This is a genomic window from Roseivivax isoporae LMG 25204, assembly GCF_000521865.1.
GTDB lineage: Bacteria > Pseudomonadota > Alphaproteobacteria > Rhodobacterales > Rhodobacteraceae > Roseivivax > Roseivivax isoporae.
Window position 1 is genome coordinate 35,266 of the sequence record NZ_JAME01000033.1, and the last position, 21,476, is coordinate 56,741.

Consider the following 21,476-nt stretch of genomic DNA (forward strand, 5'->3'; position numbering starts at 1 on the left):
GCGGGCGGAGCCTCCGGCGGGGATATTTGACCCAAGAAGAAGGAGGGACGGCCGTGCAGATCGACGTGCAGCGAGACGTGTTCCGGCTGGCGGAGGCGTTCACCATCAGCCGCGGGTCGCGGACCGAGGCGAAGGTCCTGACCGTGACCGTGCGGGACGGCGACGCCGCGGGACGGGGCGAATGCGTGCCCTATGCCCGCTACGACGAGACGCTCGAGAGCGTCGAGGCGCAGATCGCGTCGCTGCCCGCGTCCTTCGACCGGGCGGCGCTGCAGGACCTGCTGCCCGCGGGCGCGGCGCGCAACGCCGTCGACTGCGCGCTCTGGGACCTGGAGGCGAAGCGGTCCGGCCGGCGGGCATGGGAACTGGCCGGGCTCGCCGCCGCGCCGGGGCCCGAGATCACCGCCTATACCCTGTCGCTGCAGGCGCCCGACCAAATGCGCGCGGCGGCGGCGAAACACGCCCACCGCCCGCTCCTGAAGGTGAAGCTCGGCACGCCCGACGACATGGCCCGGCTCGAGGCGGTCCGGGCGGGGGCGCCGGACGCGCGCATCATCGTCGACGCGAACGAGGGCTGGAGCGCGGAGATCTACGCCGATCTCGCGCCGCATCTCGAGCGGCTGGGCGTCGCGCTGGTGGAGCAGCCCCTGCCCGCCGGCGCGGACGAGGCGCTCGAGGGCATCGCGCGGCCGGTGCCGGTCTGCGCCGACGAGAGCTGCCATGACCGCGCCTCGCTGCCCTCGCTGAAGGGCCGGTACGACGTGGTGAACATCAAGCTCGACAAGACCGGCGGGCTGACCGAGGCGCTCGCGCTGCGGGCGGAGGCCGAGCGCGCGGGCTTCGGCATCTTCGTGGGCTGCATGGTGGGCTCGTCGCTGGCCATGGCGCCGGCGGTGCTGGTGGCGCAGGGCGCCATGGTGACCGACCTCGACGGGCCGCTCCTCTTGGCCGAGGACCGCGATCCGCCGCTCGTCTTCGACGCCGCGGGCGTGCACCCGCCGGAGGCCGCGCTCTGGGGCTGAGGCCCCGCGCGCGGCGCCGCCGCCGCTTGGCGGCGGGGGCGCGAGCGGCTAGGACGACCACACGAGACCGACAGGGCAAGCCGAGGAGATCCGCATGAGCCGCACCGTCTACGTGAACGGAGAATACCTGCCCGAGGGCGAGGCGAAGGTGTCGATCTTCGACCGCGCCTTCCTGATGGGCGACGGCGTCTACGAGGTGACGAGCGTGCTGGGCGGCAAGCTCATCGATTTCGCGGGCCATGCGAAGCGGCTGGCGCGGTCGCTCGACGAGCTCGAGATGCCGCACCCGCTGGCGGAGGCGGAGCTTCTCGAGATCCACCGCGAACTCGTGCGGGTGAACGGGATCGACGAGGGGCTCGTCTACCTGCAGATCACCCGCGGCGCGCCGGGCGACCGCGACTTCGTCTATCCCGATCCCGAGACGACGACGCCCACGGTGGTCCTGTTCACGCAGGCCAAGCCCGGGCTCGCCGACAGCCCGGCGGCGCGGCGCGGCATGCGCGTGATCTCGATCGAGGACCAGCGCTGGGGCCGGCGCGACATCAAGACGGTGCAGCTGCTCTACCCGTCCATGGGCAAGATGATGGCCAAGAAGGCCGGTGTCGACGATGCCTGGATGGTCGAGGACGGCGCGGTCACCGAGGGCACCTCGAACAACGCCTACATCGTCAAGGGCAACCGGATCGTGACGCGGGCGCTGTCGAACGACATCCTGCACGGGATCACCCGCGCGGCGGTGCTGCGCTATGCCGCCGAGGCGCAGATGGAGGTCGAGGAGCGCGATTTCACCATCGCCGAGGCGCAGGAGGCGGACGAGGCGTTCATCACCTCGGCCTCGACCTTCGTCATGCCGGTGGTGGAGATCGACGGGGTGACGCTGGGCGACGGCACGCCCGGGCCGCGCGCGAGGCGGCTGCGCGAGATCTACCTCGACGAGAGCCTCAAGGCCGCGATCTGACGCGGGCGGCGGGGCGGTCAGCCGCCGCCCCGCTCCTTCCGCAGCTTCGCGAAATAGGCGACGCGCTTGCCGAGGTCGCGCTCGAAGCCACGCTCCACGGGCGCATAGAAATCCGCCCGCTCCATGCCTTCGGGAAAGTAGTCCTGTCCAGAGAACGCCTCGTCCGCGTCGTGGTCGTAGGCGTAGCCCGCGCCGTAGCCCTGGTCCTTCATGAGCTTCGTCGGCGCGTTCAGGATGTGCTTGGGCGGCACCAGCGAGCCGGTCGACCGGGCGGCGCGGCGGGCGGCCTTGTAGGCGGTGTAGACCGCGTTCGACTTGGGAGCGAGGGCCAGGTAGACCAGCGCCTGCGCGAGGGCGAGCTCGCCCTCGGGCGAGCCCAGGCGTTCGTAGGTCGCCCAGCCCTCGAGGCAGATGGCCTGGGCCTGCGGGTCGGCGAGGCCGATATCCTCGACCGCCATGCGGGTGATGCGCCGCGCGAGGTAGCGGGGGTCCTCGCCCGCGTCGAGCATGCGCGCGAACCAGTAGAGCGCCGCGTCGGGATCGGAGCCGCGCACCGACTTGTGCAGCGCCGAGATGAGGTTGTAGTGCGCGTCCCCCGACTTGTCGTATTGCGCGGCGCGGCGGGTCAGGCGCGTGCGCAGCGCCTCGGTGTCGAGCGGTGTGTCGGTGCGCCAGGCGAAGGCCTGTTCCACGAGGTTGAGGAGCGCGCGGCCGTCGCCGTCGGCCATGCCGAGCAGCGCGCGGCGCGCGTCCGGGTCGAGCGGCAGGGCGCGGCCGGCCTCGGCCTCGGCCCGGGCGGCGAGGCGTTCGAGCTCGTCCTCGCCGAGCCGTTCCAGCACGAGGACCTGCGCGCGCGACAGGAGCGCCGCGTTCAGCTCGAAGGACGGGTTCTCGGTGGTGGCACCGACGAGGAGGATGGTGCCGTCCTCCATGTGCGGCAGGAAGCTGTCCTGCTGCGCCTTGTTGAAGCGGTGGATCTCGTCGACGAAGAGCAGCGTGCCCTGCCCCGTGCGGCGGCGCTGGCGGGCGGCCTCGAACACCTTCTTGAGGTCGGCCACGCCCGAGAAGATGGCGCTGATCTGGTGGAAATGCAGGTCGGTCTCGTCGGCGAGGAGCCGCGCGATGGTGGTCTTGCCGACGCCGGGCGGGCCCCAGAAGATCAGGCTCGAGAGCGCGCCCGAGGCGAGCATCACGCCGAGCGGGCCGTCGGGACCGATGACCGCCTGCTGGCCGATCACCTCCGACAGCCGCGCCGGCCGGAGCCGGTCCGCGAGCGGCCGCGGCGCGCGGCGCGCGGGATCGTCGCGGCCGGGTCCGGCCTCCGGGGTGTCGCGGTCGAAGAGATCGGCCATGGGCGGGCTCAGGCGCGGAAGCGCAGGAGGACGGGGCGGCCGCCGCGCTCGACCTCTATGGCGATGCGCGGCAGCGCTGCGGCAAGCGCCGGCGCCACCTGGCGCGGATGGTCGAGCGCGCGGCCGTTCACGGCCCGGATCACGTCGCCCGCGCGCAGGCCCGCGCGCGCGCCCCAGCGGCCGGGATCGAGCACGACGAGGCCCTCGGTGCCGAGGGGCAGGTCGCGCTCGGCGATCACGGCGGGGTTCACGCGGGCGACCGTGAGCCCCGGCAGGACCGCGCGCTCGTCGAGGCTGACCGCGTCGCGCGGCGGGTCCTCGGGCGCGGGCCCGAGCGCCACCTCGAGGGTCAGCGTCTGGCCGCGTCGGCGGATCTCGATCGCGGAGGTGGCGCCGATCCCCCGCACGGAGAGGCGGTAGATCATCTCGGGCGGGGTGTTCACGGCGCGGCCGTCGACCGCGACGATGACGTCCCCCACCTCGACCCCCGCCGCCGCGAAGGGCGAGGCGGGGTGCATGTCGGAGATCAGGATGCCTTCGGGCACGGTCTGGCCGAGGCTCTCGGAGAGGTCGGAATCCACGGGCTGTCCGGTGAGGCCCGCCCACGGCCGCTGGAAGCTCTCTCGCCCGGCCTCGGCCTGCGCCACGAACTGGCGCACCAGGGCCGCGGGGATGGCGAAGCCGATGCCGTTCGAGCCGCCGGAGCGGGTCAGGATCGAGGTGTTCACCCCGATGAGCCGGCCCGAGACGTCGATCAGCGCGCCGCCGGAATTGCCCGGGTTGATGGGCGCGTCGGTCTGGATGAAGTAGCCGCGCGCGTTGCCGGTGGCGGTGCCCGAGCGCGCGAGCCCCGACACGATGCCCGATGACACCGTCTGCCCCACGCCGAACGGGTTGCCGATGGCGAGGACGAGTTCGCCCACCGCGACGTCGTCGCTGTCGCGCAGCTCGAGATGCGGCAGATCCGGCGCGCCCTCGATCTTGAGGATGGCAAGGTCCGCCTCCTCGTCCCCGAGAAGCACGCGGGCCGAGTATTCGCGGCGGTCGTTCAGCACCACGCGGATGTCGGTCGCCTGCCCCACCACGTGGAAATTCGACACGACGATCCCGTCGGGCGACAGGATCACGCCCGAGCCGAGCGAGTTCTGCACCCGCGGCCGGCCCGGCGCGAAGCTGCGGAAGAAGTCGCGGAAGATCGGATCGTCCTGGAAGGGGCTGCGCGCCTCGACCACGCGGCTCGCGTAGATGTTGACCACGGCGGGCGCCGCCTCGCGCACGAGGGGGGCGAAGGTCAGGGTGATCTCGGACGCGTCCTGCGGCACGCGCTCCTGGGCCGGGGCGGCGGCCGGGGCAAGCACGAGCACCAGCGGGATCAGGACGGTGATGAACGGACGCAGCATGCGGGGCTCCTCCGACGGCGCATCGGGGGCAGGATATGTCCGCGCCGGCCCCGGATTGCAAGGCGCCGGAACGGCAAGGGGCCCCGCCGGTGCCGGCGGAGCCCCTCGTGATCGGATCGGTGCGGGCGAGGATCAGTCCTCGGCCGACGCCTCCTCGGCGGCGACGCGCTCGCGGTCGGCGCGGCCCTTCGCCTCGGGGTCACGATCGACGAATTCGATGATCGCCATGGGTGCCATGTCGCCGTAGCGGAAGCCGGCCTTCAGGACGCGGACATAGCCGCCCTGGCGCTCGGCGTAGCGGGGACCGATGACGTCGAAGAGCTTGGCGACGTGGATGTCCTGCTTGAGCTGGGCGGCCGCCTGCCGGCGGGCATGCAGGTCGCCGCGCTTGCCGAGGGTGACGAGCTTCTCGATCACCCGGCGCAGTTCCTTGGCCTTGGGCAGCGTGGTCTTGATCTGCTCGTGCTCGATGAGCGAGCCCGCCATGTTCGCCCAGAGCGCCTTGCGGTGTTCGTGGGTGCGGTTGAGCTTGCGGTAGCCGTGCGAGTGACGCATGTGAAATCTCCTAGCGCGTGTTTTGCTTTGTCCGGCGGTCCCTCACATTCGGGTCCGCTCTCCTTGGGGCAGTCATGCCCGGGTCGTGACGGTGCGGCGGGACGTGCCCGCCGCAACCGGGATCAGAACGAGTCTTCCATCTTCTTGGACAGGTCCTCGATGTTGTCGGGCGGCCAGTCCTCGACGTCCATGCCGAGATGCAGGCCCATGCCCGAGAGCACTTCCTTGATCTCGTTCAGCGACTTGCGGCCGAAGTTCGGGGTGCGGAGCATCTCGGCTTCGGTCTTCTGGATGAGGTCGCCGATATAGACGATGTTGTCGTTCTTGAGGCAGTTGGCCGAGCGGACCGACAGTTCGAGCTCGTCGACCTTCTTGAGCAGGAGCGGGTTGAACTCCAGCCCGTCGTCGCCGTCGTCGCGCGATGCGCTCTCGGGCTCCTCGAAGTTGACGAAGATCGACAGCTGGTCCTGCAGGATGCGCGCCGCGTAGGCGATGGCGTCCTCGGGCGTGACCGCGCCGTTCGTCTCGACCTTCATGGTCAGCTTGTCATAGTCGAGCACCTGGCCCTCGCGGGTCGGCTGCACGTCGTAGGCGACCTTCTTGACCGGCGAGTAGATGGCGTCGATCGGGATCATGCCGATGGGCGCGTCCTCGGGCTTGTTCTTGTCCGCGGAGACGTAGCCCTTGCCGGTGTTCACGGTCAGCTCCATGAACAGGTCGGCGCCCTCGTCGAGGTGGCAGATCACGTGGTCCTTGTTCAGGACCTCGATGCCGTTCGATTCCGAGATGTCGCCTGCGGTCACGACGCCCGGGCCCTTGGCCGAGATCGACAGCCGCTTCGGTCCCTCGACCTCCATGCGGAGCGACACGCCCTTGAGGTTCAGGACGATGTCGGTGACGTCCTCGCGGACGCCCGCGACCGAGGAGAACTCGTGCAGGACGTTGTCGATCTGCACCGAAGTGATCGCCCCGCCCTGCAGCGAGGAAAGCAGCACGCGGCGCAGCGCGTTCCCGAGCGTCAGGCCGAAGCCCCGCTCGAGCGGTTCGGCGATGACCGTGGCCATGCGCGTCGGATCGTTGCCGGGCTTGATCTCCAGCTGTGTCGGCTTGATCAGTTCGGCCCAGTTCTTGTGGATCATGTGGTGACCTCCATTCCTGTCCCGGCTCCATGTCCGTAAGGCCGGAGACGCCCGAGGTTGTGACGGCATGCCGGGGCCGCACCCGCGTGCGGCCCCGGCACAAAGACATGTCCGATCAGACGCGGCGACGCTTGGGCGGGCGGCAGCCGTTGTGGGCGATCGGCGTGACGTCGCGGATCGCGGTGATGTTGAAGCCCACTGCGGCCAGCGCGCGCAGCGCCGACTCGCGGCCCGAACCCGGGCCCTGGACCTCGACCTCGAGGGTCTTCACACCGTGTTCCTGCGCCTTCTTGCCGGCGTCCTCAGCGGCGAGCTGGGCGGCGTAGGGCGTCGACTTGCGCGAGCCCTTGAAGCCCATCGTGCCGGCCGACGACCACGAGATCGCGTTGCCCTGCACGTCCGAGATCAGGATCTTGGTGTTGTTGAAGCTGGAATTCACATGCGCGACGCCAGCTGCGATGTTCTTGGAGACCTTCTTCTTGCCTCCACGACGGGGATCACGTGCCATTGGTCCTGCCCTCCCTTACTTCTTCTTGCCGGCGATCGGCTTTGCCGGGCCCTTGCGGGTGCGGGCATTGGTGTGGGTGCGCTGACCGCGCACGGGCAGGTTGCGACGATGGCGCAGGCCGCGGTAGCAGCCGAGGTCCATCAGGCGCTTGACGTTGATCTGCACTTCCCGGCGGAGGTCGCCCTCGACGGTGAAGTTCGCGTCGATATGCTCGCGCATCGCGACGAGTTCGGCATCGCTGAGTTCGTTCACGCGACGCGATTCGTCGATGTTCACCGCGGCGCAGATGTCGCGCGCGGCGGAGTGGCCGATACCGTGGATGTAGGTCAGGGCGATCGGCACCCGTTTGTTGGTCGGGATGTTGACGCCGGCAATACGTGCCAAGTCGGTATTCCTCTTCGTTGCGGTTCCGTAGCTCCAGAACCTTTTTTCACAACATATGGCCCTTGGGCGGCGGCGCCCTCGGACCCTAGGTCGCTCAGGTGATCTGCCGGCGGGCACGCCGCGCGGCAAACGCGATTCTCCGGTGGAGATGGCGGTGGTTAGTGCGATTCCATACCAGCGTCAAGCGCCGGACCGGATAAGTGTTGCGGAAGTCTGAAGGGGCGGCTCCAGGGGTCCGCCCCGGCCCGGCTCAGAGGTCGAGGGCGCCCACGATCTGGCTGCCGACCTCGTCGATCTCGGCCAGCCCGTCGACGGTCGTGTGCACGCCCTTGACGTAATAGTAGCCCACGAGCGGCGAGGTCTGCTTGTAATATGCCAGGAGCCGCGTGCGCAGGCTTTCCGCGTTGTCGTCGGAGCGCCGCTTGAACTCGGTGCCGCCGCACTTCTCGCACTTGCCGTCCGCCGGGATCGGCTTGGTGTGGTCGTTGTACACCTCGCCGCAGGAGGCGCAGGTCGAGCGCGCGGTGATGCGGGCGACGAGCGCGTCGTCGTCCACGCGCAGCTCGATCACGCGGTCGAGGTCCTGCCCCATCTCGTGCAGCAGTTCGCCGAGCGCGTCGGCCTGCTTCAGCGTGCGGGGGAACCCGTCGAAGATGAAGCCCGACGGGTTCGGGTCCTGCAGCTGCTCGCGGATCAGCCCGATGACGATGTCGTCCGTCACGAGCTCTCCGCGTGCCATCACCTCGGCCACGCGCTGGCCCATCTCGGTGCCCGAGTCCTTGGCCGCGCGGAGCATGTCGCCCGTCGAGAGCTGTTTCATGCCGCGGGTCTCTTCGAGCCGGCGGGCCTGGGTTCCCTTGCCGGCGCCGGGCGGTCCGAGAAGTATGATGTTCATCTGCGCGCTGGTCCCTTCGTCTTGCCGCGGGCCCTACCCTTGCCGCGCAGCTGCGACTTCTGAATAAGACCTTCGTATTGGTGCGCCAGGAGGTGGCTCTGCACCTGCTGGATCGTGTCCATGGTCACGCTGACCACGATCAGCACCGACGTGCCGCCGAAGTAGAACGGGATGGCGAACTGGTTGCGCAGGATCTCCGGCAGGAGACAGACCAGCGCGAGGTAGGCGGAGCCCAGCACCAGCACGCGGTTCACCACGTATTCGAGGTATTCCGCGGTCCGCTTGCCCGGACGGATGCCGGGCACGAAGCCGTTCTGGTTCTTCAGGTTGTCGGCGACCTCGTCCGGCTTGAACGAGACGTTGAACGTGTAGAAGTACGCGAAGAACACGATCATGGCCGCGAAGAACAGCAGGTAGAGCGGCTGTCCGGGGCCGAAATAGGCGAGGATCGTGGACATGACCGGGCCGGTCTGCTGGCCCGAGAAGGTCGAGATCGTCACCGGCAGCAGCAGGAGCGACGAGGCGAAGATCGCCGGGATCACGCCCGCGGGGTTCACCTTGACCGGCAGGTGGCTGTTCTGCGCCTCGGTCATCTTCATGCCGACCTGGCGGCGCGGGTACTGGATCGTGATCTTCCGGAGCGCGCGCTCCATGAAGACCACGAACATGATGACCGCCACGACCATCAGGATCACGCCGATGATGACCGCCGGCGAAATCGCGCCAGAGCGGCCCGAGGCGAAGAACTGCGCCAGCGCCGCGGGAACCTCGGCGATGATGCCGACGAAGATGATGAGCGAGATGCCGTTGCCGACGCCGCGCTGGGTGATCTGCTCGCCCAGCCACATCAGGAACATGGTGCCGCCCACGAGCGTGATGACGGTGGAGGCGCGGAAGTACCAGCCCGGATCGGTCACGAGGTCGCCCGCCTCGAGCGACACGGCAAGCCCGTAGGCCTGGAACGTCGCGAGCAGAACGGTGCCGTAGCGGGTGTACTGGTTGATCTTCTTGCGGCCCTGCTCGCCCTCCTTCTTGAGCTGCTCAAGCGAGGGGACCATCGAGGCGAGGAGCTGCACGATGATCGAGGCCGAGATGTAGGGCATGATGCCCAGGGCGAAGATGCCCATGCGGCCCAGGGCGCCGCCCGTGAACATGGTCAGGATGCCGCCGATGCCGGCCGCGGCACCTTCCATGAACTCCCGCAGCGCGACGCCGTCGATGCCCGGAACCGGGATGAAGGTGCCGAGCCGGAAAATGCACAAGAGCGCCAGCGTGTAGAAGATGCGTCGGCGGAGGTCGGTGGCCTTGCCCAGTGCCGCCCAACTGGTATTGGCGGCCATCTGTTCGACTGCGGAAGCCATGTGACGCCTCTCTCTTTCAGACGAACGCCGCCCGGAGCGTTTCCTCGCTCACGGGCGGCGCCGGAAAACCCGTGGTGACATGTAATGGGCGGCGGAGCCGCCCACAACACCTCATTCAGCCGGCTGAACCGCCGTCACCTTGAGCGCGCCGCCTGCCTTCTCGACGGCCTCGACGGCCGACTTGGAGGCACCGGTGACCTCGATGGTCAGGGCGCGGGTGAGCTCGCCCTTGGCGAGGACGCGGACGCCGTCCTTCTTGCGCCGCACGAGACCCGAGGCCACGAGCGCGTCCTCGGTGATGGTCTGGCCGGCGTCGATCTTGCCCGCCTCGACGAACTTCTCGATCAGGCCGAGGTTCACGACGGCGTAGGACTTGCGGTTGGGCTTGTTGAAGCCGCGCTTGGGCAGCCGCTGGTAGAGCGGCATCTGGCCGCCCTCGTAGCCGTTGATGGCCACGCCCGAGCGGGATTTCTGACCCTTGATGCCCCGTCCGCCGGTCTTGCCCTTGCCGGAGCCGGCGCCGCGGCCGATGCGCTTGGCCTTCTTGGCCGCGCCGTCATTGTCGCGCAGTTCGTTCAGTTTCATTGTCGCTACTCCTTGCCGGATGTGGCCCCCCAGCGACGGAGCGGGCCAAACACGGCGTGTGGTGGTCGGATGGATACGGACCCCCCGGATCGGGGCGCCACCGGGGGCGTATAGACGAGGGCGGCGGGCGGGATCAAGTCCCGCCCGCCGCAAATTCCGCACCGCCGGTACGACGTGTCGCGCCCCGCCCCTCAGGCGGCCGATGCCGGCCAGGAGAAGTCGGGGCGCAGGCCCTCGTAGACGGGACGCCCGTCCGACGGCTTGTCGTAGCCCTTCGTCTCGTCCCAGAAGGCGTGGTAGCTCGCGCCCGGGAAGGCCGCGTCGTCGTAGCCCATGACGTTCGGCACGGCGACGCGGATGCGCTTCTGCTTGTCGTCGAGCATGAGCGGCGCGCCGCACTCGGTGCAGGTGCAGAGCTCGAGCGGACCGCCGGGATTGTCCGCGTTGAACGGCTGGCGCTTCATCTTCTCGGGATGGTCCACGGCGAGGTCGCCGTAGTTGAAGAACGCCACGTGGGTCGTGTGCTGCCCGGTCACGGACTTGCAGACGTTGCAGTGGCATTCGTGGTTGTCGATCGGCTCGGCCTTGGCGGTGACGTGCACGTGCTCGCACCCGCCCTTGTAGGGACTGGACATCTCTCGCTCCTCCCGTTCGTGGCGCGCGGCATTCTCTGGTCCGCGCCCGCCCATGAGGCCAGAGCGGGGCGCGCTTGGCGAGACACACTTTCGGATGCACGCGCGCGCGTGCCGTCGGAACGCAAAACGCCCCGGCCGTTGCGGGCCGGGGCGTCCGAAATCGCTGTCCTCGCGGAGGCGCGGGCTCAGCCGCGCTCCTCGATGATCTGCACGAGGTGCGGGATCTTGTTGATCATGCCGCGCACCGAGGGGGTGTCCTCGAGCTCGCGCGTCTTGTGCATCTTGTTCAGCCCCAGACCGATCAGCGTGCGGCGCTGGACGTCCGGGCGGCGGATCGGCGAGCCGATCTGCTTGACGACGATGGTCTTAGCCATGGATCAGGCCTCCTCGGCGAGCTGGGTCTGCGGGTCGCCGTGGGTCGGCGCCTCTTCGCGCTTGGGCAGGATGTCCGACACCTTCTTGCCGCGGCGCTGGGCCACGTGGCGCGGGGACTGTTCCTTGCCGAGACCCTCGAGGGTGGCGCGGATCATGTTGTAGGGGTTCTGCGAGCCGAGCGACTTGGCGACCACGTCGTGCACGCCCAGCATCTCGAACACGGCGCGCATCGGGCCGCCCGCGATGATCCCGGTACCCTGCGGCGCCGCGCGCATCACGACCCGGCCGGCACCGTGGCGCCCCTCGATGTCGTGGTGCAGCGTCCGGCCTTCGCGCAGCGGCACGCGCATCATGCGGCGCTTCGCCTGCTCGGTCGCCTTGCGGATGGCCTCGGGGACCTCCTTGGCCTTGCCCTTGCCGAAACCGACGCGGCCCTTCTGGTCACCCACGACCACGAGCGCCGCGAAGCCGAAGCGCTTGCCGCCCTTGACCGTCTTGGAGACGCGGTTGATCGCGACCAGGCGGTCGGCGAATTCGGGGGCCTCGTCGCGGTCGCGGCGGCCGCCCCGTCTGTTGTCACGTTCTGCCATCAAGGCATCCTTTCCGTCATGGGCGCCAGGGCCCGTTGTCCGATCGCAGTGGGCGCACGCGCCCCCCGATCATCGAGGCAGGCCGGTGGCCCGCCTGCGCCGCAGGGAACCGGGCACGCGATGGTCCGCGTCCGCCGGTCCCGGCAACACGTGCGGCGGGACGCGCCCGCCGCACGAGGGATCACGGTCCGGGGACCCGATCAGATCTTCAGGCCGGCCTCGCGGGCCGCGTCCGCCACGGCCTTGACCCGGCCGTGGAACAGGAAACCGCCGCGGTCGAAGTAGGCTTCCTCGATGCCCGCCTTCTTCGCCCGCTCGGCGATCGCGGCGCCGATCTTCTGCGCCGCCTCGATCGTGTTCTTGCCGACGACGCCCAGATCCTTCTCGAGGGTCGAGGCGGAAGCCAGCGTGCGGCCGGCCACGTCGTCGATCAGCTGAACGCTGATGTTCTTGTTCGAGCGGTGGACCGTGAGGCGCACGCGCCCCGCGTTGACCGCCCGCAGCTTGTTCCGGACGCGCAGACGGCGCTTCAGGAACTGCACTCTCTTGCTGTATGCCATGTTCGCCGTCCTTACTTCTTCTTGCCTTCCTTCTGGAAGATGTACTCATCCTTGTAGCGGATTCCCTTGCCCTTGTAGGGCTCGGGGCGCCGCCAGTCGCGGATGTTCGAAGCCACCTGGCCCACCTGCTGAAGGTCGTGACCTTCAACAGAGAGTTCGGTGGGCTTCGCCGCGGTGATGGTAATCCCTTCCGGAATGGCGAATTCGACCTCGTGGCTGTAGCCCAGGTTCAGCTTCAGGACGTTGCCCTGAACCTGACCCCGGTAACCGACGCCGCGGATTTCGAGGTCCTTCTTGAAGGTCTGCTGCACGCCGTGGACCATGTTCGCGATCATCGTCCGCGTCATGCCCCATTGCTGGCGCGCGCGCTTGGACTTGCCGCGCGGGTCAACCTTGACCGCGCCCTCGTCGATCGTGATCGTCACGTCGTCGGTGGCGGTGAAGCTCTGGGTGCCCTTCGGCCCCTTCACCTCGATGGTCTGGCCCGACACGGTGGCGCTGGTCCCCGAGGGGAGCGCGACCGGCTTCTTACCAATACGAGACATCTCGCCCTCCTCAGAATACGGTGCAGAGCACTTCGCCGCCCACGTTCTGGGCACGGGCGCTCGCATCCGACATCACGCCACGCGACGTGGAGACGATGGAAACGCCCAGACCCTGGCGGACCTGCGGAATGGACTCGACGCCGAGATAGACGCGGCGGCCGGGCTTCGAGACGCGCTTGAGCTCGCGGATCACCGGCTCGCCCTCGTAGTACTTGAGGGAGATCACGAGCGTCGGGTGGCCGCGCTCGTCGGTGCCCTTCTCGTAGCCGCGGATGTAGCCCTCGTCCGCGAGGACGTCGAGCACCCAGGCGCGCAGCTTGGAGGCCGGCGTCGACACGGTGGACTTGCCACGCATGCCGGCGTTGCGGATGCGGGTCAGCATATCGCCGATAGGATCGTTCATGTGCCTGCCCTCCTTACCAGCTCGACTTGACCATGCCGGGCAGCATGCCCTTCGAGCCGAGCTCGCGGAGCATGATCCGGCTGATCTTCAGCTTGCGGTAATAGGCGTGCGGACGCCCCGTCAGCTGGCAGCGGTTGTTCAGCCTGGTCGGCGAGGAGTTGCGCGGAAGCTGCGCGAGCTTCAGGCGTGCCTTGAAGCGCTCCTCCATCGGCTTCGATTCGTCGATTGCGATCTCTTTCAGAGAAGCGCGCTTGGCCGCGTATTTCGCCACGAGCCGCTCACGCTTTTTCTGACGTTCGACCATGGATTTCTTTGCCATGATATCTTTCCCTTCAGCCCGTGAACGGCATGTTGAAGTGCTTCAGAAGCGCCTTCGCCTCGGCATCGCTCGCGGCCGTCGTGGTCACGATGATGTCCATGCCCCAGACCTCGTCGACCTTGTCGAAGTCGATCTCGGGGAAGACGATGTGCTCCTTGAGGCCCATCGCGAAGTTGCCGCGGCCGTCGAAGCTGGGCTTCACGCCGCGGAAGTCGCGGATGCGCGGCATCGCGATGGTGATGAGCCGGTCGAGGAAGTCGTACATGCGGTCGCCGCGGAGCGTCACCTTGGCGCCGAGCGGCATTTCCTCACGCACGCGGAAACCCGCGATCGACTTCTTCGCCTTGGTCACGACCGCTTTCTGGCCGGCGATGCGGGACAGGTCTTCCTGTGCCGACTTGGCCTTCTTGCTGTCGCGGACCGCCTCGGCACCGCAGCCGATGTTCAGCACGATCTTGTCGAGCCGGGGGATCTGCATGTCGTTCTTGTAGCCGAACTCTTCCTTCAGCTTGCCGCGGATCTCGTCGCGGAAGAGCTGGCGAAGGCGCGGGGTGTAGGTCGCGGTATCAAGCATCGATCACGTCCCCCGTGGTCTTGGCGAAACGCACCTTCTTGTCGCCGTCCATGCGGAAGCCGACGCGGGTGGCCTTGCCGTTCTTGTCGAGCAGAGCGAGGTTCGACAGGTCGATCGGCATCGCCTTCGGCTGGCGGCCGCCCTGGGCGTTCTGGGTCTGGCGCTGGTGACGGATCGCCATGTTGATGCCGTCGACGACGGCCTTGCCGTCCTTCGGCATCACCTGCGCGATGGTCCCCTGCTTGCCCTTGTCCTTGCCGGCGAGCACGACGACCTTGTCACCCTTGCGGAGTTTCGCAGCCATCACAGCACCTCCGGAGCGAGCGAGATGATCTTCATGAAGTTCTTCGCGCGCAGCTCGCGCACCACGGGTCCGAAGATCCGGGTGCCGACGGGCTCGCCCGCGTTGTTGAGGATCACCGCGGCGTTGCGGTCGAAACGGATGGCGGTCCCGTCTTCGCGACGGACCTCCTTGGCGGTGCGCACGACGACGGCCTTGCGGACGTCGCCCTTCTTCACGCGGCCGCGCGGGATGGCTTCCTTGACCGAGACGACGATGATGTCGCCCACGGACGCATACTTGCGCTTGGAACCACCCAGAACCTTGATGCACTGAACTCTCCGGGCACCGGAGTTGTCAGCGACATCCAGATTGGTCTGCATCTGGATCATGTGGTTTCTCCCGACCTTCCGGGGCTGTTCTGGTTAAGTCCCCGGGGTTTCGATCTAACCGAAAGGTGGCTCGCCTACTCGGCGATCACCTCCCAGCGCTTCGTCTTGGATTTCGGCGCGCATTCGATGATGCGGACGGAATCTCCGACCTTGAAGGTCTCGGCCTCGTCGTGGGCGCGATACTTCTTGGACTTCCGGATCGTCTTTTGCAGGACCGGATGCTTGAAGCGGCGCTCGACCGAAACGGTGACGGTCTGGGCGTTCGCCGTGGAGGTCACGGTGCCTGAAAGGATACGCTTGGGCATGTGTCCGCTCCCCCTTATTCAGCCGAGGCCGCGGCAGCGGCCTTCTGGTTCAGCACGGTCTTCACCCGCGCGATGTCGCGGCGCACGGTCCGCATGCGCGCGGTGTTCTCGAGCTGGCCGGTGGCCTGCTGGAAGCGCAGGTTGAAGGCCTCTTTCTTGAGCTGGACAAGGCTGTCCCGGAGTTCGTCCGGCGTCTTGTCACGGAGTTCGCTGGCGTTCATGTCGCCCCTTTCTCTCAACATCACCGGAGGGCCCCCGCCCGCATGCGCAGGGTCACCCTGATTCCGGTGGAGTCCGTGGATGAGGCGCCCGCATAGACGGGATCCACCCGCATTGCAAGCGCGAACCTGGGATGGTCGACGGACCGGCGGTCGCGGACCTATTCCCACCTGTAGTTGAAGCTGACCGAGATGCGTTCGTCCTCGGACATGTTCATGGGGACCTCGTGGCGCAGCCAGCTTTCCCACAGCAGGACCTCGCCGGCCTCGGGGGCGAGGTACACGAAGGTCTTGAGCTCTTCCGGGCAGTCCTTGAGGCGCGTCGGTGCGGCCATCATCATCGGCAGGCGCGGGTCCTCGAGGCGCAGCGCCGACGTCCCCTCGGGCATCTGCACGTAGGTCGTCCCCGAGATCACCGAGTGGGGATGGATGTGGCTGCCATGTGCGCCGCCCTCGGGCAGGATGTTGATCCAGATGTCCTCGAGCACGAGGCCCTTGTCACCGAGGTCGAAGGCCAGGTCCCGCGCGAAGGACGCGACATGGGCATCCAGCGCCTTGACCACGTCGGCGAAGATCGGGAAGCGCCAGGGCAGGTCCGTCAGCGAGGCATAGGAGGTGTAGCCCGGGTAGCCTTCGCGCTCGCACCAGTCCTGCCCCGCCTCGTCGTCCTCTGCGATGGAATAGCACGATGCGGCCAGCTCGCCGGTGTCCACGGCGGGGCCGTGGTCGGAGAGGCGGGCGCGGTAGAGGCGGGTCGCGAAAAGCGAGGAGATCTTCGGCATGGCGCCGTCATAGCCGAGGCGCGCGGCTTAGACGAGGGGGTTCGGTGCCCCCTGCCCCGAACATCGGCCGGACGCGAAAAGGCCCCCGCCGGGTCGCCGGCGGGGGCCTCGATGCCTTGCGCGGGGCGCGGACGGACTTACCAGTCCTCGCGTACCACGATGCGGGTCTTGATCGGCAGCTTCATCGAGGCGAGACGCAGCGCTTCGGTCGCGATCTCCTCGCTGACGCCGTCGATCTCGAACATGACGCGGCCCGGCTTGACCTTGCAGGCCCAGCGGTCGACCGAACCCTTACCTTTACCCATCCGGACCTCGATCGGCTTTGCCGACACGGGCACATCCGGGAAGATGCGGATCCAGACACGGCCCTGACGCTTCATGTGGCGCGTCATGGCCCGGCGGGCAGCCTCGATCTGGCGCGCGGTGACGCGCTCGGGCTGGGTCGCCTTCAGTCCGTAGGTACCGAAGTTCAGGTCGGAGCCACCCTTGGCCTCGCCCTTGATCCGGCCCTTGAACTGCTTGCGGAACTTCGTGCGTTTGGGTTGCAGCATGTCTCAGCCCTCCTCAGCGACGGCCGCCGGGGCCGCGCGGCGCCGGTCCGTCCTGCAGTTCCTGCGTGCGGCGGTCGCGTGCCTGGGGATCGTGCTCGAGGATCTCGCCTTTGAAGATCCAGACCTTGATCCCGATGATGCCGTAGGGCGTGACCGCCTCCACGTTGGCGTGGTCGATGTCCGCGCGCAGCGTGTGCAGCGGAACCCGGCCCTCGCGGTACCATTCGGTCCGCGCGATCTCGGCGCCGCCGAGACGGCCCGAAACGTTCACCCGGATGCCCTGGGCGCCCATGCGCATCGCGTTCTGCACCGCGCGCTTCATGGCACGGCGGAACGACACCCGGCGCTCGAGCTGCTGGGCGATCGATTCACCCACCAGACGTGCGTCGAGCTCGGGCTTGCGCACCTCGACGATGTTGAGGTGAAGTTCGGACGCGGTCATGCGGCCGAGCTTCTTGCGCAGCGCCTCGATGTCGGCGCCCTTCTTGCCGATGATGACACCGGGACGGGCGGCGTGGATCGTCACCCGGCACTTCTTGTGCGGGCGCTCGATGATCACGCGGGACACGCCCGCCTGCTTGGCTTCCTTGTGGATGAACTCGCGGATCGCGATGTCCTCGAGCAGCAGGTTGCCGTAGTCCTTGGTGTCGGCGTACCAGCGGCTGTCCCAGGTGCGGTTCACCTGCAGACGCATGCCGATCGGATTGGTCTTGTTGCCCATCAGGCTTGCTCCTCGATCTGACGCACCTTGATGGTGATTTCCGAGAACGGCTTCATGATGCGGCCGAACCGGCCACGCGCCCGCGGACGGCCGCGCTTCATCACGAGGTTCTTGCCGACCCAGGCCTCGGCCACGACCAGTTCGTCGACGTCGAGACCATGGTTGTTCTCGGCGTTGGCGATGGCGGACTGAAGGCACTTCTTCACGTCGATCGCGATGCGCTTCTTCGAGAAGGTCAGGTCGGTCAGCGCCCGGTCCACCTTCTTGCCGCGGATCATGGCAGCGACGAGGTTCAGCTTCTGCGGGCTCGTGCGCAGCATGCGCAGCTTGGCCATCGCCTCGTTGTCCGCCACGCGGCGGGGATTCTTATCCTTGCCCATGGCTTACTTCCTCTTCGCTTTCTTGTCGGCCGCGTGACCGTAATAGGTGCGGGTCGGCGAGTATTCACCGAACTTCTGCCCGATCATGTCCTCGGAGACGTTCACCGGCACGTGCTTGTGGCCGTTGTAGACGCCGAAGGTGAGACCCACGAACTGCGGCAGGATGGTCGAACGGCGCGACCAGATCTTGATGACTTCGTTGCGGCCCGATTCGCGCGCGGCCTCGGCCTTCTTCAGGACGTAGGCGTCGACGAAGGGGCCCTTCCAGACGGAGCGTGTCATGTATTAGCGCCCTTTCTTACGTGCGTGACGCGAGCGGATGATGAGCTTGGACGACGCCTTGTTCGGGTCGCGCGTCTTTGCCCCCTTGGTGGGCTTGCCCCAGGGCGTGACCGGGTGACGGCCGCCCGAGGTGCGGCCCTCGCCGCCGCCATGCGGGTGATCGATCGGGTTCATGACGACGCCGCGGACGCTCGGGCGCTTGCCCATGTGCCGCGTGCGGCCGGCCTTGCCGATGTTCTGGTTCGAGTTGTCGGGGTTCGACACCGCGCCCACGGTGGCCATGCATTCCTGGCGCACCATGCGCAGTTCGCCCGACGACAGCCGGATCTGCGCGTAGCCACCGTCACGGCCGACGAACTGGGCGTAGGTGCCCGCCGCACGGGCGATCTGGCCGCCCTTGCCCGGCTTCAGCTCGATGTTGTGGACGATCGTGCCGATCGGCATGCCCGAGAACGGCATCGCGTTGCCCGGCTTGATGTCCGCCCGCGCGCTCGAGATCACGCGGTCGCCGATGGCGAGGCGCTGGGGCGCGAGGATGTAGGCCTGCTCGCCGTCGTCGTACTGGATCAGCGCGATGAAGGCGGTGCGGTTCGGGTCGTATTCGATCCGGGCGACGATGCCCTGGATGTCGAATTTCGTCCGCTTGAAGTCGACGATGCGGTAGAGGCGCTTCGCCCCGCCGCCGCGCCGCCGCGCGGTGATCCGTCCGGTGTTGTTGCGGCCGCCCTTCTTCGTCAGACCCTCGGTGAGTGCCTTGACGGGACGTCCCTTCCACAGCTCCGAACGGTCGATCAGCACCAGCCCGCGCTGGCCCGGCGTCGTCGGCTTGTACGACTTGAGTGCCATGCTTCCTGTCTTCCGTTTTCAGATGGCGGCCTGCGTGCCCTCGGGCCCGCCTGTCCGCCTGGTGTCGGCCGGAGCGATCCGGCCATCGGATGTAGGGCCCCGAAGGTCCCCGGTGGTGGGGTGCGGACCCGCGCCGAGCGCGCGTTCCGCGTCATCGCCGGGCCCCCACTCCGCCGGATAGCGGCAGGCAGACCCCCGATGAAAAGACGTGGCCCCGGATCAGCCCCGGGGCCACGCCAGTGAGTCGCGGCTCTCTATCAGAGGCCGGTGGTCACGTCGATGGTGTTTCCCTCGACCAGGGTGACGTAGGCCTTCTTCGTGTCCTTGCGCCGGCCCTTGAGCCCGCGGAACCGCTTGACCTTGCCCTTGGTGATCGAGGTGTTCACCGCCTTGACCTTGACGCCGAACAGCGCCTCGACCGCGTCGCGGATCTGCGGCTTGGTCGAGTCCATCGCCACCTCGAACACGACGGCGTTGTTCTCGGACGCCATGGTGCTCTTCTCGGTGATGATCGGCTTGCGGATCACGTCGTAATGTTCAGCCTTCGCGCTCATTTCAGCCGTGCCTCCAGAGCTTCGATCCCCGCCTTCGTGATCACCAGGGTGTCACGCTTGAGGATGTCGTAGACGTTCGCGCCCATCGAGGGCAGGATGTCCAGGCCCTCGATGTTGGCAGCGGCGCGGAGGAAGTCCTCGTTGACGCTGGCGCCGTCGATGATGAGCGCGCGCTTCCAGCCGAGGTTCTTCACGGCCGCCGCGAGCGACTTGGTCTTGCCGTCCGATTCCGCGGCGTCGAGGATCACGAGGTTGCCCTCGCGCGCCTTGGCGCTCAGCGCGTGCTTGAGGCCCAGCTGGCGCACCTTCTTGGGCAGTTCGTGCGCGTGGCTGCGCGGAACCGGGCCCTTGTAGATGCCGCCCTTGCGGAAGATCGGAGCCTTGCGCGAGCCGTGGCGTGCGCCGCCCGTGCCCTTCTGGCGGTAGATCTTCTTGGTCGAGTAGCTGACCTCGGACCGGCCGAGCGTCGAGTGCGTGCCGGCCATCGCCTTGTTGCGCTGCCAGCGGACGACGCGGTGCAGGATGTCGGCGCGCGGCTCGAGACCGAAGATCTCGTCGCCCAGGTCGACCGAACCCGCGGTCTCGCCGTCGAGCTTGATCACGTCGAGTTTCATTCCTCACCGTCCTTCTTCTGGGCGTCGCCGCCATCCTCGGACTGGTCCGACTTGATGTCGGCCTCGGCTTCCTTCAGCGCCTCTTCCTGCGCCGCGGCTTCCTCGGCCAGACGTGCCTCCTCGGCAGCGCGGGCCTCTTCCTCGGCAGCCTTCGCGGCTTCCTCGGCAAGACGCTTCGCCTCGTCGGCGGCGGACTTCAGCGCGGCGGGCAGGATGATGCCCTCGGGCGTCGGCTTCTTGACCGCGTCCTTCACGGTGACCCAGCCGCCCTTGGCGCCGGGAACCGCACCCTTGATCATGATCAGGCCGCGCTCGGCATCCGTGCGCACCACCTGCAGGTTCTGCGTGGTGACGCGGACGGCGCCCATGTGACCCGCCATCTTCTTGCCCTTGAACACCTTGCCGGGGTCCTGGCACTGGCCGGTCGAACCGTGCGAGCGGTGGCTGATCGACACGCCGTGCGAGGCGCGCAGGCCGCCGAAATTGTGCCGCTTCATGGCACCGGCGAAGCCCTTACCGATCGAGGTGCCCGAGACGTCGACGAACTGGCCCGCGAAGTAGTGGTCCGCGGTGATCTCCTCGCCCACGCCGATCAGGTTCTCCGGCGCGACGCGGAATTCCGCGACCTTGCGCTTCGGTTCGACCTTGGCCACGGCGAAATGGCCGCGCATCGGTTTCGAGACGTTCTTCGCCTTGATCGTGCCGGTGCCGAGCTGGACGGCCGAATAGCCGTGGCTGTCGACGGTCCGCTGGGCGACGACCTGCAGCTTGTCGAGCTGGAGGACGGTCACGGGAACCTGCTTCCCGTCCTCCATGAAGAGCCGGGTCATGCCGACCTTCTTCGCGATGATTCCAGAGCGCATGCGCTTGCCCTCCTTACACCTTGATCTCGACGTCGACGCCGGCAGCGAGGTCGAGCTTCATGAGCGCGTCCACGGTCTGCGGCGTCGGGTCGACGATGTCGAGCAGACGCTTGTGGGTCCGGATCTCCCACTGGTCGCGCGACTTCTTGTTCACGTGCGGGCCGCGCAGGACGGTGAACCGCTCGATCTTGTTCGGCAGCGGGATCGGTCCGCGCACGTCGGCACCGGTCCGCTTGGCGGTGTTCACGATCTCCTGCGTGCTGGCGTCCAGCACGCGGTAGTCGAACGCCTTGAGCCGGATGCGAATGTTCTGGCTTTGCATGTATCTGGCCTTCAATCGGTCAGGTGAGAGTTGAGAGGAGGAAGCAGGACCACCCCGCCCCCTCGTCGAACCCGCGTCGGGCCGGCCGGACCGACGCGGCCCCGGAAACGATCCGGGGCCCGCCGGGCCATGGGCCCTCGTGTCTCGTGGTCCCGGCGGCCAGGCCGCCGGGTTCGCCCTGTGGGGCTTACTCGATGATCTTCGAG

The 21,476-nt window shown here is 67.9% G+C and carries 33 protein-coding genes; 2 read left to right on the forward strand and 31 right to left on the reverse strand.

Annotated features, from left to right (window positions below):
* Positions 1 to 53 precede the first annotated feature (53 nt).
* Complete coding sequence (gene dgcA / locus RISW2_RS18060) at positions 54 to 1,022, forward strand: N-acetyl-D-Glu racemase DgcA (protein ID WP_043773743.1); 969 nt, start codon at positions 54 to 56, stop codon at positions 1,020 to 1,022.
* A 94-nt stretch (positions 1,023 to 1,116) separates the two neighbouring features.
* Positions 1,117 to 1,980: a D-amino-acid transaminase gene (locus tag RISW2_RS18065; RefSeq protein WP_043773745.1), complete on the forward strand. Its 864-nt coding sequence runs from the start codon at positions 1,117 to 1,119 to the stop codon at positions 1,978 to 1,980.
* 17 nt (positions 1,981 to 1,997) lie between these two features.
* Here the strand turns inward: RISW2_RS18065 and RISW2_RS18070 are convergent, their stop codons facing one another.
* The 31 genes from RISW2_RS18070 to rpsJ all read right to left on the reverse strand — a co-directional run bounded on the left by RISW2_RS18070 (position 1,998) and on the right by rpsJ (position 21,270).
* Positions 1,998 to 3,332 carry a replication-associated recombination protein A gene (locus tag RISW2_RS18070; protein WP_043773747.1) on the reverse strand — a complete coding sequence of 445 codons (1,335 nt, stop codon included), beginning with the start codon at positions 3,330 to 3,332 and terminating at the stop codon, positions 1,998 to 2,000.
* 8 nt (positions 3,333 to 3,340) lie between these two features.
* Positions 3,341 to 4,732 (reverse strand): trypsin-like peptidase domain-containing protein, encoded by a 1,392-nt coding sequence (locus RISW2_RS18075; RefSeq protein ID WP_043773749.1) that lies wholly within the window; start codon positions 4,730 to 4,732, stop codon positions 3,341 to 3,343.
* Positions 4,733 to 4,864: 132 nt separating this feature from the next.
* Positions 4,865 to 5,287, reverse strand: coding sequence for a 50S ribosomal protein L17 (rplQ, locus tag RISW2_RS18080; RefSeq protein ID WP_043773751.1), 423 nt, complete (start codon positions 5,285 to 5,287; stop codon positions 4,865 to 4,867).
* Positions 5,288 to 5,409: 122 nt separating this feature from the next.
* Positions 5,410 to 6,426 (reverse strand): DNA-directed RNA polymerase subunit alpha, encoded by a 1,017-nt coding sequence (locus RISW2_RS18085; RefSeq protein ID WP_043773753.1) that lies wholly within the window; start codon positions 6,424 to 6,426, stop codon positions 5,410 to 5,412.
* A 115-nt stretch (positions 6,427 to 6,541) separates the two neighbouring features.
* The gene (gene rpsK / locus RISW2_RS18090; RefSeq protein WP_043773755.1) at positions 6,542 to 6,934 is read right to left on the reverse strand and encodes a 30S ribosomal protein S11; all 393 of its coding nucleotides are present in this window, start codon (positions 6,932 to 6,934) and stop codon (positions 6,542 to 6,544) included.
* Positions 6,935 to 6,949: 15 nt separating this feature from the next.
* Positions 6,950 to 7,318 (reverse strand): 30S ribosomal protein S13, encoded by a 369-nt coding sequence (gene rpsM, locus RISW2_RS18095; protein ID WP_043773757.1) that lies wholly within the window; start codon positions 7,316 to 7,318, stop codon positions 6,950 to 6,952.
* 250 nt (positions 7,319 to 7,568) lie between these two features.
* Complete coding sequence (locus RISW2_RS18100) at positions 7,569 to 8,213, reverse strand: adenylate kinase (protein ID WP_043773760.1); 645 nt, start codon at positions 8,211 to 8,213, stop codon at positions 7,569 to 7,571.
* On the reverse strand, positions 8,210 to 9,574 hold the full coding sequence (gene secY / locus RISW2_RS18105) for a preprotein translocase subunit SecY (RefSeq protein WP_043773762.1): 1,365 nt from the start codon (positions 9,572 to 9,574) through the stop codon (positions 8,210 to 8,212). Before secY ends, RISW2_RS18100 begins: the two co-directional genes overlap by 4 nt.
* A 111-nt stretch (positions 9,575 to 9,685) precedes the next feature.
* Positions 9,686 to 10,159 carry a 50S ribosomal protein L15 gene (gene rplO / locus RISW2_RS18110; RefSeq protein WP_043773763.1) on the reverse strand — a complete coding sequence of 158 codons (474 nt, stop codon included), beginning with the start codon at positions 10,157 to 10,159 and terminating at the stop codon, positions 9,686 to 9,688.
* A gap of 191 nt (positions 10,160 to 10,350) precedes the next feature.
* Complete coding sequence (locus tag RISW2_RS18115; RefSeq protein ID WP_043773765.1) at positions 10,351 to 10,794, reverse strand: GFA family protein; 444 nt, start codon at positions 10,792 to 10,794, stop codon at positions 10,351 to 10,353.
* A 185-nt stretch (positions 10,795 to 10,979) separates the two neighbouring features.
* Positions 10,980 to 11,168 (reverse strand): 50S ribosomal protein L30, encoded by a 189-nt coding sequence (gene rpmD, locus RISW2_RS18120; protein WP_043773767.1) that lies wholly within the window; start codon positions 11,166 to 11,168, stop codon positions 10,980 to 10,982.
* Between the two features lie 3 nt (positions 11,169 to 11,171).
* Positions 11,172 to 11,759, reverse strand: a complete 588-nt coding sequence (rpsE, locus tag RISW2_RS18125) for a 30S ribosomal protein S5 (RefSeq protein WP_043773770.1) — start codon at positions 11,757 to 11,759, stop codon at positions 11,172 to 11,174.
* Positions 11,760 to 11,959: 200 nt separating this feature from the next.
* Positions 11,960 to 12,319 carry a 50S ribosomal protein L18 gene (gene rplR / locus RISW2_RS18130; protein ID WP_043773772.1) on the reverse strand — a complete coding sequence of 120 codons (360 nt, stop codon included), beginning with the start codon at positions 12,317 to 12,319 and terminating at the stop codon, positions 11,960 to 11,962.
* An 11-nt stretch (positions 12,320 to 12,330) separates the two neighbouring features.
* Entirely contained in the window at positions 12,331 to 12,864 is a 534-nt protein-coding gene (gene rplF / locus RISW2_RS18135) for a 50S ribosomal protein L6 (RefSeq protein ID WP_043773774.1), read from the reverse strand.
* Between the two features lie 10 nt (positions 12,865 to 12,874).
* Positions 12,875 to 13,267: a 30S ribosomal protein S8 gene (rpsH, locus tag RISW2_RS18140; RefSeq protein ID WP_043773776.1), complete on the reverse strand. Its 393-nt coding sequence runs from the start codon at positions 13,265 to 13,267 to the stop codon at positions 12,875 to 12,877.
* A 13-nt stretch (positions 13,268 to 13,280) separates the two neighbouring features.
* On the reverse strand, positions 13,281 to 13,586 hold the full coding sequence (rpsN, locus tag RISW2_RS18145; RefSeq protein ID WP_043773779.1) for a 30S ribosomal protein S14: 306 nt from the start codon (positions 13,584 to 13,586) through the stop codon (positions 13,281 to 13,283).
* Positions 13,587 to 13,599: 13 nt separating this feature from the next.
* A complete protein-coding gene (gene rplE, locus RISW2_RS18150; protein ID WP_043773783.1) occupies positions 13,600 to 14,160 on the reverse strand; it encodes a 50S ribosomal protein L5 in 561 nt (186 codons plus the stop codon).
* Positions 14,153 to 14,464, reverse strand: coding sequence for a 50S ribosomal protein L24 (gene rplX, locus RISW2_RS18155; protein ID WP_043773785.1), 312 nt, complete (start codon positions 14,462 to 14,464; stop codon positions 14,153 to 14,155). Before rplX ends, rplE begins: the two co-directional genes overlap by 8 nt.
* Positions 14,464 to 14,832, reverse strand: a complete 369-nt coding sequence (rplN, locus tag RISW2_RS18160) for a 50S ribosomal protein L14 (protein WP_007427594.1) — start codon at positions 14,830 to 14,832, stop codon at positions 14,464 to 14,466. Before rplN ends, rplX begins: the two co-directional genes overlap by 1 nt.
* A 74-nt stretch (positions 14,833 to 14,906) precedes the next feature.
* Positions 14,907 to 15,137 (reverse strand): 30S ribosomal protein S17, encoded by a 231-nt coding sequence (gene rpsQ, locus RISW2_RS18165; protein WP_043773790.1) that lies wholly within the window; start codon positions 15,135 to 15,137, stop codon positions 14,907 to 14,909.
* Between the two features lie 14 nt (positions 15,138 to 15,151).
* Positions 15,152 to 15,358: a 50S ribosomal protein L29 gene (rpmC, locus tag RISW2_RS18170; RefSeq protein WP_043773791.1), complete on the reverse strand. Its 207-nt coding sequence runs from the start codon at positions 15,356 to 15,358 to the stop codon at positions 15,152 to 15,154.
* Between the two features lie 158 nt (positions 15,359 to 15,516).
* Positions 15,517 to 16,137, reverse strand: a complete 621-nt coding sequence (locus tag RISW2_RS18175) for a TIGR02466 family protein (RefSeq protein ID WP_043773793.1) — start codon at positions 16,135 to 16,137, stop codon at positions 15,517 to 15,519.
* Between the two features lie 137 nt (positions 16,138 to 16,274).
* Entirely contained in the window at positions 16,275 to 16,688 is a 414-nt protein-coding gene (rplP, locus tag RISW2_RS18180; protein WP_043773794.1) for a 50S ribosomal protein L16, read from the reverse strand.
* A 13-nt stretch (positions 16,689 to 16,701) separates the two neighbouring features.
* Positions 16,702 to 17,409 (reverse strand): 30S ribosomal protein S3, encoded by a 708-nt coding sequence (gene rpsC, locus RISW2_RS18185; RefSeq protein WP_043773795.1) that lies wholly within the window; start codon positions 17,407 to 17,409, stop codon positions 16,702 to 16,704.
* Positions 17,409 to 17,789, reverse strand: a complete 381-nt coding sequence (gene rplV, locus RISW2_RS18190; protein ID WP_043773796.1) for a 50S ribosomal protein L22 — start codon at positions 17,787 to 17,789, stop codon at positions 17,409 to 17,411. Before rplV ends, rpsC begins: the two co-directional genes overlap by 1 nt.
* A gap of 3 nt (positions 17,790 to 17,792) precedes the next feature.
* Positions 17,793 to 18,071 carry a 30S ribosomal protein S19 gene (gene rpsS, locus RISW2_RS18195; protein ID WP_043773797.1) on the reverse strand — a complete coding sequence of 93 codons (279 nt, stop codon included), beginning with the start codon at positions 18,069 to 18,071 and terminating at the stop codon, positions 17,793 to 17,795.
* A 3-nt stretch (positions 18,072 to 18,074) separates the two neighbouring features.
* Positions 18,075 to 18,917, reverse strand: a complete 843-nt coding sequence (rplB, locus tag RISW2_RS18200; protein WP_043773798.1) for a 50S ribosomal protein L2 — start codon at positions 18,915 to 18,917, stop codon at positions 18,075 to 18,077.
* A gap of 257 nt (positions 18,918 to 19,174) precedes the next feature.
* Entirely contained in the window at positions 19,175 to 19,471 is a 297-nt protein-coding gene (locus RISW2_RS18205; protein ID WP_043773799.1) for a 50S ribosomal protein L23, read from the reverse strand.
* Positions 19,468 to 20,085 (reverse strand): 50S ribosomal protein L4, encoded by a 618-nt coding sequence (gene rplD, locus RISW2_RS18210; RefSeq protein WP_043773802.1) that lies wholly within the window; start codon positions 20,083 to 20,085, stop codon positions 19,468 to 19,470. The genes RISW2_RS18205 and rplD overlap by 4 nt, the downstream gene beginning before the upstream one ends.
* The gene (rplC, locus tag RISW2_RS18215; RefSeq protein WP_043773804.1) at positions 20,082 to 20,948 is read right to left on the reverse strand and encodes a 50S ribosomal protein L3; all 867 of its coding nucleotides are present in this window, start codon (positions 20,946 to 20,948) and stop codon (positions 20,082 to 20,084) included. Before rplC ends, rplD begins: the two co-directional genes overlap by 4 nt.
* Before the next feature lie 13 nt (positions 20,949 to 20,961).
* Positions 20,962 to 21,270, reverse strand: a complete 309-nt coding sequence (gene rpsJ, locus RISW2_RS18220; RefSeq protein ID WP_043773807.1) for a 30S ribosomal protein S10 — start codon at positions 21,268 to 21,270, stop codon at positions 20,962 to 20,964.
* Positions 21,271 to 21,476 lie beyond the last annotated feature (206 nt).

Excerpts from the sequence above, each read along its gene's own strand:
- rpsJ (WP_043773807.1), bottom strand. The coding sequence starts at position 21,270 with ATGCAAAGCCAGAACATTCGCATCCGGCTCAAGGCGTTCGACTACCGC.
- rplQ (WP_043773751.1), bottom strand. The coding sequence starts at position 5,287 with ATGCGTCACTCGCACGGCTACCGCAAGCTCAACCGCACCCACGAACAC.
- RISW2_RS18100 (WP_043773760.1), bottom strand. The coding sequence starts at position 8,213 with ATGAACATCATACTTCTCGGACCGCCCGGCGCCGGCAAGGGAACCCAG.
- rpmD (WP_043773767.1), bottom strand. The coding sequence starts at position 11,168 with ATGGCTAAGACCATCGTCGTCAAGCAGATCGGCTCGCCGATCCGCCGC.
- RISW2_RS18085 (WP_043773753.1), bottom strand. The coding sequence starts at position 6,426 with ATGATCCACAAGAACTGGGCCGAACTGATCAAGCCGACACAGCTGGAG.
- rplD (WP_043773802.1), bottom strand. The coding sequence starts at position 20,085 with ATGAAACTCGACGTGATCAAGCTCGACGGCGAGACCGCGGGTTCGGTC.
- rplR (WP_043773772.1), bottom strand. The coding sequence starts at position 12,319 with ATGGCATACAGCAAGAGAGTGCAGTTCCTGAAGCGCCGTCTGCGCGTC.
- rpsC (WP_043773795.1), bottom strand. The coding sequence starts at position 17,409 with ATGGGCAACAAGACCAATCCGATCGGCATGCGTCTGCAGGTGAACCGC.
- RISW2_RS18205 (WP_043773799.1), bottom strand. The coding sequence starts at position 19,471 with ATGAGCGCGAAGGCTGAACATTACGACGTGATCCGCAAGCCGATCATC.
- rpsS (WP_043773797.1), bottom strand. The coding sequence starts at position 18,071 with ATGACACGCTCCGTCTGGAAGGGCCCCTTCGTCGACGCCTACGTCCTG.
- rplX (WP_043773785.1), bottom strand. The coding sequence starts at position 14,464 with ATGGCTGCGAAACTCCGCAAGGGTGACAAGGTCGTCGTGCTCGCCGGC.
- RISW2_RS18175 (WP_043773793.1), bottom strand. The coding sequence starts at position 16,137 with ATGCCGAAGATCTCCTCGCTTTTCGCGACCCGCCTCTACCGCGCCCGC.
- rplB (WP_043773798.1), bottom strand. The coding sequence starts at position 18,917 with ATGGCACTCAAGTCGTACAAGCCGACGACGCCGGGCCAGCGCGGGCTG.
- rpmC (WP_043773791.1), bottom strand. The coding sequence starts at position 15,358 with ATGAACGCCAGCGAACTCCGTGACAAGACGCCGGACGAACTCCGGGAC.
- rpsH (WP_043773776.1), bottom strand. The coding sequence starts at position 13,267 with ATGAACGATCCTATCGGCGATATGCTGACCCGCATCCGCAACGCCGGC.
- rplC (WP_043773804.1), bottom strand. The coding sequence starts at position 20,948 with ATGCGCTCTGGAATCATCGCGAAGAAGGTCGGCATGACCCGGCTCTTC.
- rplV (WP_043773796.1), bottom strand. The coding sequence starts at position 17,789 with ATGGGCAAGGATAAGAATCCCCGCCGCGTGGCGGACAACGAGGCGATG.
- rpsK (WP_043773755.1), bottom strand. The coding sequence starts at position 6,934 with ATGGCACGTGATCCCCGTCGTGGAGGCAAGAAGAAGGTCTCCAAGAAC.
- RISW2_RS18070 (WP_043773747.1), bottom strand. The coding sequence starts at position 3,332 with ATGGCCGATCTCTTCGACCGCGACACCCCGGAGGCCGGACCCGGCCGC.
- RISW2_RS18065 (WP_043773745.1), top strand. The coding sequence starts at position 1,117 with ATGAGCCGCACCGTCTACGTGAACGGAGAATACCTGCCCGAGGGCGAG.
- rpsQ (WP_043773790.1), bottom strand. The coding sequence starts at position 15,137 with ATGCCCAAGCGTATCCTTTCAGGCACCGTGACCTCCACGGCGAACGCC.
- secY (WP_043773762.1), bottom strand. The coding sequence starts at position 9,574 with ATGGCTTCCGCAGTCGAACAGATGGCCGCCAATACCAGTTGGGCGGCA.
- rpsE (WP_043773770.1), bottom strand. The coding sequence starts at position 11,759 with ATGGCAGAACGTGACAACAGACGGGGCGGCCGCCGCGACCGCGACGAG.
- RISW2_RS18115 (WP_043773765.1), bottom strand. The coding sequence starts at position 10,794 with ATGTCCAGTCCCTACAAGGGCGGGTGCGAGCACGTGCACGTCACCGCC.
- rpsN (WP_043773779.1), bottom strand. The coding sequence starts at position 13,586 with ATGGCAAAGAAATCCATGGTCGAACGTCAGAAAAAGCGTGAGCGGCTC.
- RISW2_RS18075 (WP_043773749.1), bottom strand. The coding sequence starts at position 4,732 with ATGCTGCGTCCGTTCATCACCGTCCTGATCCCGCTGGTGCTCGTGCTT.
- rplO (WP_043773763.1), bottom strand. The coding sequence starts at position 10,159 with ATGAAACTGAACGAACTGCGCGACAATGACGGCGCGGCCAAGAAGGCC.
- rplP (WP_043773794.1), bottom strand. The coding sequence starts at position 16,688 with ATGCTGCAACCCAAACGCACGAAGTTCCGCAAGCAGTTCAAGGGCCGG.
- rplN (WP_007427594.1), bottom strand. The coding sequence starts at position 14,832 with ATGATCCAGATGCAGACCAATCTGGATGTCGCTGACAACTCCGGTGCC.
- rplF (WP_043773774.1), bottom strand. The coding sequence starts at position 12,864 with ATGTCTCGTATTGGTAAGAAGCCGGTCGCGCTCCCCTCGGGGACCAGC.
- rplE (WP_043773783.1), bottom strand. The coding sequence starts at position 14,160 with ATGCTTGATACCGCGACCTACACCCCGCGCCTTCGCCAGCTCTTCCGC.